We start from the raw sequence: 9,426 nt of genomic DNA on the forward strand, positions 1-9,426 counted from the left end.
TTTTATCAATAAAAATTTGCAACAATGCTTGAGAATAGAGCCTAAATAAAGAACGGTTTTTGAAAGGATGAAGAAAATGCGAAAACCAATCATTGCCGGTAACTGGAAAATGAATAAGACGCTGCAGGAGTCGTTAGATTTTGCCAATGAAGTAAAAGATAAGATACCTGCAAAGGATCAAGTGGATTCTGTTATTTGTGCGCCTGCATTATTCCTTGGCCAATTAGTAGATGTACTTGCTGGGACAGATGTCGGAGTTGGGGCACAAAATATGCATTTTGAAAAGAACGGTGCTTTTACAGGAGAAATTAGCCCTGTCGCTCTAAAGGATCTCGGAATTTCATATGTCATTCTTGGACATTCAGAAAGAAGAGAAATGTTTGCTGAAACGGACGAAGCCGTTAATCAAAAAACACATGCAGCATTTAACCATCAATTAATTCCTATCGTTTGCGTTGGTGAAACATTGGAGCAAAGAGAAAACAATGAAACGAAAGAGCTTGTTGAAAAACAAGTAGAGAAAGCATTGCATGGATTATCCGAAGAGCAAGTAAAAGAAACAATTATTGCGTATGAACCAATATGGGCAATTGGAACAGGAAAATCATCCACTGCAGAAGATGCGAATGAAGTTTGTGCACATATTCGCGAAGTTGTAGAGAAGAAATTCTCAAAATCTGCTGCAGATGCGATTAGGATTCAGTACGGTGGCAGTGTTAAGCCGGAAAATATTAAAGAATATATGAACCAACCAGATATCGACGGTGCTCTAGTGGGCGGTGCGAGCTTGGAGGCAAACTCATTTCTCCAGTTACTGGAGGCGGCTATTTAATGAGTAAAAAAGCTCCTGTGGCACTCATCATTCTAGATGGATTCGGTTGTCGCAAAGAAACAATGGGAAATGCAGTGGCCCAAGCGAAAAAGCCTAATTTCGATCGATACTGGAATGCCTATCCGCATAATCAGCTTACAGCATGTGGTGAAGCGGTAGGGCTTCCAGAAGGACAAATGGGAAACTCCGAGGTTGGTCACTTGAATATTGGTGCTGGCCGTATTGTTTATCAAAGTTTAACCCGTGTCAACATTGCTATTCGAAACGGTGAATTTGAAAAAAATGATACGTTTCTACATGCCATTGAACATGTAAAGAAAACAGGGAAGAAATTACATCTTTTTGGACTTCTTTCAGATGGCGGAGTTCATAGCCATATAAATCACTTATTTGCTTTGCTCAAGCTTGCTGCGGACGAAGGAATAAAAGATGTGTATATTCATGCAGTATTGGACGGACGTGATGTTGGTCCGCAAACTGCTGAAAAATATATAAAAGAAACACAAGAAAAGCTAAAAGAATATGGTGTTGGCCAGTTTGCAACCATTTCCGGCCGTTTCTATTCAATGGATAGAGATAAACGCTGGGATCGTGTTGAAAAAGCTTATCGTGCGATGGCGTATGGTGATGGACCGGTATATTCGGATCCTCTAGAAATGCTCAAAGATTCGTATGATCATGGAATCTTTGATGAATTCGTCATTCCTTCCGTGATGGTTGATAAAGATGGGAAACCGATTGCCACTGTGGATGATGAAGATGCCGTGATTTTCTATAACTTCAGACCAGATCGCGCAATTCAAATTTCCAATGTTTTTACGAACGAAGAATTCATTGCGTTTGATAGGGGAGAAGGTCGTCCTAAGCATCTTTACTTCGTTTGTATGACCCATTTTTCAGAAACTGTCGATGGATACGTTGCATTTAGAACCGTCAATCTTGATCAAACGTTGGGTCAAGTAATTTCTGAAAATGGCTTATCACAGCTTAGAATTGCTGAGACTGAAAAATATCCACATGTCACATTTTTTATGAGTGGTGGACGAGAAGATACATTCCCGGGTGAACAGCGATTATTAATTAATTCACCGAAAGTGCAGACATATGACTTACAACCAGAAATGAGCGCTTATGAAGTAACTGACGCCTTATGTGAACAAATTGAAGATGACCGATTTGATGCAATCATTTTAAATTTTGCAAACCCTGATATGGTTGGTCATTCAGGTATGCTTGAACCGACTATCCAGGCAATTGAAGCTGTTGATGAATGTCTCGGTAGGGTCGTTGATTTGATTCTTTCTAAAGGTGGATCAGCTATTATTACTGCGGACCATGGCAACTCAGATGAGGTCGTCACCCTTGAAGGAACGCCGATGACAGCACATACAACGAATCCTGTTCCAGTTATTATCACACAAAATGATGTGAAAGTAAGAGATGGTGGAATTCTTGCCGATCTTGCACCGACGATGCTCGATTTATTGAATTTAGAAAAGCCTAAAGAAATGACAGGTTCCACTCTTATTGAGAAAAAATAAGTATGATAAGCGAATGCTAAAAAAACTATGATCAAGGAGAGATTTTCATGCCATTTATTACTCAAGTTTATGCTCGCGAAGTATTAGACTCACGCGGTAATCCTACAATTGAAGTTGAAGTATATACAGAATCAGGTGCGTTCGGACGCGCATTAGTTCCAAGTGGTGCTTCAACAGGTGAATACGAAGCAGTTGAACTACGTGACGGAGACAAAGGCCGTTACCTTGGTAAAGGTGTAGAAAAAGCTGTTAACAATGTTAATGACATTATTGCTGAAGAAATTATCGGTTATGATGTTACAGACCAAGTTGGCATTGATAAAACAATGATCGAGCTTGATGGAACAGATAATAAAGGAAAACTAGGTGCGAATGCTATTTTAGGTGTGTCCATGGCAGCAGCTCGTGCAGCGGCTGATTTCTTAGGTCTTGAATTATATCAATACTTAGGTGGATTCAATGCGAAGCAGCTTCCTGTACCAATGATGAATATTGTTAACGGCGGAGAGCATGCAGACAATAACGTTGATATTCAAGAATTCATGATTATGCCTGTAGGAGCGCCTACTTTTAAAGAAGCTTTACGTATGGGTGCAGAAATTTTCCACAGCCTTAAATCTGTACTAAAAGACAAAGGACTTAATACAGCTGTTGGTGACGAGGGTGGATTTGCGCCAAACTTGAAATCCAATGAAGAAGCTCTTGAAACAATCATGGAGGCCATTGAAAAAGCTGGCTACAAACCAGGCGAAGAAGTGAAATTAGCGATGGACGTAGCGTCTTCTGAGCTTTACAGCAAAGAAGATGGAAAATACCACTTAAGCGGTGAAGGCATCGTTAGAACTTCTGAAGAAATGGTTAACTGGTATGAAGAGCTTGTCAGCAAATATCCAATCGTATCCATTGAAGATGGCTTAGATGAAAATGACTGGGCTGGCCATAAGCTGTTGACTGAGCGCATTGGTAAAAAAGTACAGCTTGTTGGAGATGACCTTTTCGTAACAAATACTGAAAAACTTTCTCGTGGAATTGAAGAAGGAGTAGGAAACTCTATTCTAATTAAAGTTAACCAAATTGGTACATTGACAGAAACATTTGATGCAATCGAAATGGCGAAGCGTGCGGGCTATACAGCTGTCATTTCCCACCGTTCTGGTGAAACAGAAGATAGCACAATTGCAGACATCGCTGTTGCAACAAATGCTGGACAAATTAAAACAGGTGCTCCTTCACGTACAGACCGTGTAGCGAAATATAACCAACTTCTTCGTATTGAAGATCAACTTGCAGATACAGCACAATACTTAGGTGCAAAAACTTTTTATAATATAAAGTAATTCTAATGAAAGGGCCGGTTTTCGAACCAGCCCTTTTTTAACTCTTGTACAACAGTATGTATTTGTGATACATTTATTGTATCTTCTTATGTTCGTATCAGGGGGTGTACTTTTAAAATGCTTCATACATTAGCAATGACATTATTAATTATTGTTTCTATTGGACTAATTGGTGTTGTATTATTACAGTCAGGAAAAAGCGCTGGACTTTCTGGAGCGATTTCCGGTGGAGCAGAGCAGCTATTTGGAAAACAAAAAGCACGTGGAATGGATCTAATTCTCCATCGTATAACTGTCGTATTGTCAGTATTGTTTTTCCTCTTAACGATTGCTGTTACATTTTTTGAAGTATAAAGAATTCTACCTGGTCTTAATAAGACCGGGTTTTTCTTTTTTATAAAGGTAATACAAGAACGTAATGTGAGAATGCCTCAGTTTCTTTCTTGTAATTGTTAATGCGAGTGATTCCTTGATTCGTACTTGCAAAGTTTCAATCCGAGAACGAAGCATGAAAATTCTTCCGCTTCGTTCTCGGAAAATCCAAATACGCGTACCAAAAGCCAGATTCCAAAGCTTGGTTCTCGTAACAGCGGTTAAATGTAAGAAATTGACGAATTGAACAACATTAAAATCATATTTCTGGATTGTTCCTCGGCACTTTGTTAAAAATAACTTATATTGACTAATAGAATAGCAGGTGTTTACAAGATGAAAATAAAACCTCCGCAGCCTTTTACATTTGAAGCGGGAAAAAGGGCCGTTCTTTTGCTGCATGGATTTACGGGAAATAGCGCTGATGTAAGGATGCTCGGGCGCTTTCTTGAAAAAAATGGTTATACAAGTCATGCACCTCAATATAAAGGTCATGGAGTCCCACCTGAAAAACTGGTTCATACTGGACCTGACGATTGGTGGGAGGACGTATTAGCAGGATATCAATATTTAAAAGAAAAGGGCTATGAAGAAATCGCTGTTGCTGGTCTATCATTAGGCGGGGTTTTTTCTCTGAAACTAGGTTACACTGTACCAGTAAAGGGAATAATTCCAATGTGTGCCCCAATGTATATTAAAAGCGAAGAAGTTATGTACGAGGGAATTTTAGATTATGCGAAGGAATATAAGCAATTCGAAGGAAAGTCGGAGGAACAAATTTCTCAAGAAATGAAGGAATTTCAAAGAACTCCGATGAAAACGTTAAAAGCGCTACAAAATTTAATTGCAGGAGTTCGCGATAACGTAGACATGACATATGCACCGCTTTTCGTTGTTCAAGCCCGCAATGATAAAATGATAAATGAAAACAGTGCAAATATTATTTATGAGCAAGCGGAATCTGAACATAAAAATATTAAATGGTATGAACATTCGGGACATGTGATCACTCTTGGTCCTGAAAAGGAAATGCTGCATGAAGATATATTATATTTTCTCAATGGGCTTGATTGGTCTGAATAGGCGAACATGGAGGACTGAAGAATGGAAGAACTGGATTTCGATAAAATTTTAGCTTATATGAAAGAAGAAGCATATAAACCTCTAACTGTACAAGAGCTAGAAGAAGCATTTGGAATTAATGATGCGAGTGAATTTAAAAATCTTGTAAAAGCTCTTGTGCAAATGGAAGAAAAGGGACTTGTCGTAAGGACTAGAAGTAATCGATACGGTCTTCCGGAAAAAATGAACCTAGTGCGTGGTACGCTTTCAGGACATGCAAAAGGATTCGCGTTTCTCATTCCGGATGAATCAGGTCTCGATGATGTATTCATTCCACCTCATGAAAAAAATGGCGCTATGCATGGAGATAGTGTTTTAGTAAGAGTCACTAATGAAACATCGGGTTCTAGACGTGAAGGTGCAGTTATTCGGATTCTTAAACGTGGCTTTGAGGAAATCGTTGGTACATACATTGAAAGTCGCCATTTTGGTTTTGTTATTCCAGATGATAAGAAAATTGCAGATGATGTTTTTATCCCGAAAAATGCCAATATGGGCGCGATTGAAGGACATAAAGTCGTCGTGAAAATTACCGCATTTCCTGAGGATCGGAAAAATGCTGAAGGTGAAATTATCCAAATTCTAGGCCACAAAAATGATCCAGGCGTCGATATATTATCTATCATTCATCAACACGGGCTACCACTTGCATTTCCAGTGGAAGTTTTGGAACAAGCTAATAGTATCCCTGATACAGTAGATGAAAATGATATACCAAAAAGACGGGATTTACGGGGGGAAGTCATTGTAACAATTGACGGTGCCGATGCCAAAGATTTGGACGATGCTGTGACGCTGACAAAATTAGAGAATGGAAATTATAAACTTGGTGTTCATATTGCAGATGTTAGCCATTATGTAAAAGAAGGTTCTCCTATTGATCAAGAAGCCTTTGAACGTGGAACAAGTGTGTATTTAGTCGATCGTGTCATTCCCATGATTCCTCACCGTTTATCCAATGGCATTTGTTCACTCAATCCTAAAGTGGACCGCTTTACTCTTTCCTGCGAAATGGAACTGAACAAACATGGTGAAGTGGTCAATCATGAGATTTTCCAAAGTGTCATCAAAACAACGGAGCGAATGACATACTCTGACGTTAATCATATTTTGATTGATAAGGATGAAGAACTTAGGTCGAAATATGAGCCGCTTGTCCCGATGTTTGAACTAATGGAAGAACTGCAAGGAATTTTACAAAATAAAAGAATGAAACGCGGAGCAATTGATTTTGATTTTAAAGAAGCGAAGGTTATTGTAGACGAACAAGGAAAACCTACGGATGTTGTCATAAGAGAACGGTCCATTGGAGAAAGAATCATCGAAGAATTCATGCTTGTTGCGAATGAAACGATTGCTGAGCATTTTCATTGGCTCGATGTTCCGTTTATTTACCGTATTCATGAAGATCCAAAAGAAGAGAAGCTGCAGCGTTTCTTTGAATTCATCACTAATTTTGGCCTGATAGTCCGTGGAACGGCAAATTCTGTCCATCCAAGAGCCTTGCAAGAAATCATAGAAAGTGTACAAGGAAAGCCGGAAGAAATGGTCATTTCGACTGTTATGCTACGTTCAATGCAACAAGCAAAATACGATCCGGAAAGTATTGGACACTTTGGATTGTCTACAAAGTTCTATACTCATTTTACATCTCCAATCCGAAGATATCCTGATTTAATTGTGCATCGGCTTATCCGCACCTACTTAATTGATGGAAAACTTGATGATGGAACACGAGGCAAATGGCAGTCGCAGCTTCCCGAAATTGCAGATCATTCATCAAAACGTGAGCGACGTGCAGTGGACGCTGAGCGTGATACAGATGAAATGAAAAAGGCGGAATTTATGGAAGACAAAATTGGTGAAGAGTTTGATGGAATCATCAGCTCTGTAACTAATTTTGGTATGTTTGTTGAGCTGCCTAACACAATTGAAGGTCTTGTTCATGTCAGTTATATGACTGATGATTATTATCGGTATGATGAAAGCCATTTAGCAATGATTGGCGAGCGGACTGGGAATGTTTTCAGGATTGGTGATGAAATTACTGTCCGAGTTATTAAAGTAAATAAGGAAGAACACGATATTGATTTTGAAATTGTTGGAATGAAGAATAATCGCAGGCGTTCTGATGAAGCTTCTCAAACAAAAATAGTCAATCTCAAATCTGGAAAAAATGCTAAAACGCATTCCACAGGTCCTCAAGGTTCAATTGAAAGTGAGGAATGGTCAACAAGACCACCGAGAAAGAAAAAGAAAAAATCATATGAAAATGCACCAGCTAAAAATCGAAAAAAACGCAGCAGAGGAAAACGTTGATATTAAAAGGTTGGAGGTCTTGCTTCTAACCTTTTTCAATTTATTGTATAATATTAAACGAGTTCAGTTAGCCAAGGGGGGAAGTTCAATGCCAAAAGGGGAAGGAAAGTTAATTGCCCAAAACAAACGGGCTAATCATGATTATTTTATTGAGGATACGTATGAAGCGGGGATTGTCCTTCAAGGAACTGAAATCAAATCAATTCGCGCAGGTAAAGCAAATATAAGGGACTCCTTTGCAAGAATCCAAAATGGCGAATTATATTTACATAATGCCCATATTAGCCCTTATGAACAAGGAAATCGATACAATCATGAGCCACTTCGAACTAGAAAGTTATTATTGCATCGTAAAGAAATCAACAAGCTTATTGGTGAATCAAAAGAGCAGGGATACTCTATCATCCCCTTAAAAATATATTTGAAAAATGGCTTTGCTAAAGTATTGATAGGGCTTGGAAAAGGGAAGAAGAAATACGATAAACGTGAAGATTTAAAACAAAAAGAGGCGAAACGCGACATAGAGAGAGCCTTCCGAGAACGACAGAAAATGTAAAAATTCATGATTCTAAAAGGGGCTGTCTAATAAGTCCCTAAAATATATCAGGTGAAAACGAGTCGTTTTCACCTGTTTTTATGCTTTCATTTTTTCCCTTGAAAGTAGACGGCGGATGCCTGCTACTTTCAAGAGATTGTGTGCCAATGCCACAATCCCAAACTCTGTATGAACCTTATCAAGGCCCCGCAGTAAAAATCTGCGGAACGACCGATTGCCCTTGATGTGGCCAAAAACACTCTCTACGTCAATTTTACGTTGCGCGTAGAGGCGTGATTTTGTTTCACACTCAAGGGCTGTTTTGGCCTTTGCTTTCATTTCTTCAAAAATGGGGTTCCATTGTACTTGACGATTGCCTTTGGCTTTTGTACAGAGAGCTTTCAACGGACAATCTGAACAGTCCTCACATTCATACACTTTTAAACTTTGTACATAACCTGAGGCATTTTTCTTATTCAAATACTTTTTAAATTCAACCTTCCGTCCGTTTGGACAAATAAAATGATCATCCTTTTCATTGTAATCCCAATTTTTCGCATGCTTGATGTTCTTTTTATAGCTACGTGACTTTTCCTTTAAATACATTCCGTACGGAATGAGGAAATCAAAACGAGGTTCCTTTTCATCACCCAGCGCATACAGATCATTTTCTTCACTTCCATAACCTGCATCGGCTATCACCGTTTTTGGCATCGGTAAACTAGACGCTGCTAGTTTCTCCAAGTGTGGAATGAAACAGCGTGTATCGGTTGGGCGTTGATGCATGGAGTAAAATAAAATGAATTGATTTTCTGTTGCCATTTGAACATTATAAGCTGCTTTTAATTGTCCGTTTTTCATATGATCATCTTTCATTCGCATAAATGTCGCGTCATGATCTGTTTTGGAAAAGCTGTTACGGTCGCCATAGATTTCATGTTGTTGTCTATACTTATCGATGCGAGGTAAGAAGTTTTCCCGAATTAGTTTTAATGGTTTCTTCAACACACTTCGTTGTGAACGGATTTCTTTTCTTACTATGACGTCTTCTTCCGCTTCAATCGCTTCTGTTAAGGTGATTACTTTTCCTTCTAATTCTTGCGCAATGATTTCTAATTGTTCTGGAGTTACTTCTTCTTTGACCTCCTTAATAGTAGATTGAATCAACTCAGATTCCGCTACTTCTTGAATATGTTGAATCGTTTCTTGAATTTTTTCTTTCAGCTTTCCCTCGAAATTCTTCGTTGCTTTTTTCCATACAAAAGAATACTTATTGGCATCGGCTTCAATTTTTGTCCCATCCAAAAAGTAATTTTCCATTGTAATATAGTTTTGCTCGATAAGTAGCTGAATCATTTCTTCAAATAG

The 9,426-nt window shown here is 38.7% G+C and carries 8 protein-coding genes; 7 read left to right on the plus strand and 1 reads right to left on the minus strand.

The features are described from left to right. Positions 1–76 precede the first annotated feature (76 nt). The 7 genes from tpiA to smpB all read left to right on the plus strand — a co-directional run bounded on the left by tpiA (position 77) and on the right by smpB (position 8,079). Complete coding sequence (gene tpiA, locus KHA96_RS13930) at positions 77–832, plus strand: triose-phosphate isomerase (RefSeq protein ID WP_213129858.1); 756 nt, start codon at positions 77–79, stop codon at positions 830–832. Then, positions 832–2,373 (plus strand): 2,3-bisphosphoglycerate-independent phosphoglycerate mutase, encoded by a 1,542-nt coding sequence (gene gpmI, locus KHA96_RS13935; RefSeq protein WP_213129859.1) that lies wholly within the window; start codon positions 832–834, stop codon positions 2,371–2,373. The genes tpiA and gpmI overlap by 1 nt, the downstream gene beginning before the upstream one ends. Positions 2,374–2,420: 47 nt before the next feature. Then, a complete protein-coding gene (eno, locus tag KHA96_RS13940) occupies positions 2,421–3,710 on the plus strand; it encodes a phosphopyruvate hydratase (protein ID WP_213129860.1) in 1,290 nt (429 codons plus the stop codon). Positions 3,711–3,827: 117 nt separating this feature from the next. After that, positions 3,828–4,064, plus strand: coding sequence for a preprotein translocase subunit SecG (gene secG, locus KHA96_RS13945; RefSeq protein WP_213129861.1), 237 nt, complete (start codon positions 3,828–3,830; stop codon positions 4,062–4,064). 354 nt (positions 4,065–4,418) lie between these two features. Then, entirely contained in the window at positions 4,419–5,165 is a 747-nt protein-coding gene (locus KHA96_RS13950; RefSeq protein WP_213129862.1) for an alpha/beta hydrolase, read from the plus strand. 21 nt (positions 5,166–5,186) lie between these two features. Further along, on the plus strand, positions 5,187–7,523 hold the full coding sequence (gene rnr / locus KHA96_RS13955) for a ribonuclease R (protein WP_213129863.1): 2,337 nt from the start codon (positions 5,187–5,189) through the stop codon (positions 7,521–7,523). Between the two features lie 88 nt (positions 7,524–7,611). After that, positions 7,612–8,079 (plus strand): SsrA-binding protein SmpB, encoded by a 468-nt coding sequence (gene smpB / locus KHA96_RS13960; RefSeq protein WP_213129864.1) that lies wholly within the window; start codon positions 7,612–7,614, stop codon positions 8,077–8,079. Positions 8,080–8,157: 78 nt separating this feature from the next. Here smpB and KHA96_RS13965 read toward each other — a convergent pair. Then, a partial coding sequence (locus KHA96_RS13965) for an IS1182 family transposase (protein WP_213129865.1) occupies positions 8,158–9,426 on the minus strand: 1,269 nt, incomplete at its 5' end.

Origin of the sequence: Bacillus sp. FJAT-49711 (assembly GCF_018343715.1) — a bacterium.
Lineage (GTDB): Bacteria > Bacillota > Bacilli > Bacillales > Bacillaceae_C > Lederbergia.

Coding starts and splice junctions, on each gene's coding strand:
- rnr (WP_213129863.1), top strand. CDS start 5,187: ATGGAAGAACTGGATTTCGATAAAATTTTAGCTTATATGAAAGAAGAA.
- tpiA (WP_213129858.1), top strand. CDS start 77: ATGCGAAAACCAATCATTGCCGGTAACTGGAAAATGAATAAGACGCTG.
- gpmI (WP_213129859.1), top strand. CDS start 832: ATGAGTAAAAAAGCTCCTGTGGCACTCATCATTCTAGATGGATTCGGT.
- smpB (WP_213129864.1), top strand. CDS start 7,612: ATGCCAAAAGGGGAAGGAAAGTTAATTGCCCAAAACAAACGGGCTAAT.
- KHA96_RS13950 (WP_213129862.1), top strand. CDS start 4,419: ATGAAAATAAAACCTCCGCAGCCTTTTACATTTGAAGCGGGAAAAAGG.
- eno (WP_213129860.1), top strand. CDS start 2,421: ATGCCATTTATTACTCAAGTTTATGCTCGCGAAGTATTAGACTCACGC.
- secG (WP_213129861.1), top strand. CDS start 3,828: ATGCTTCATACATTAGCAATGACATTATTAATTATTGTTTCTATTGGA.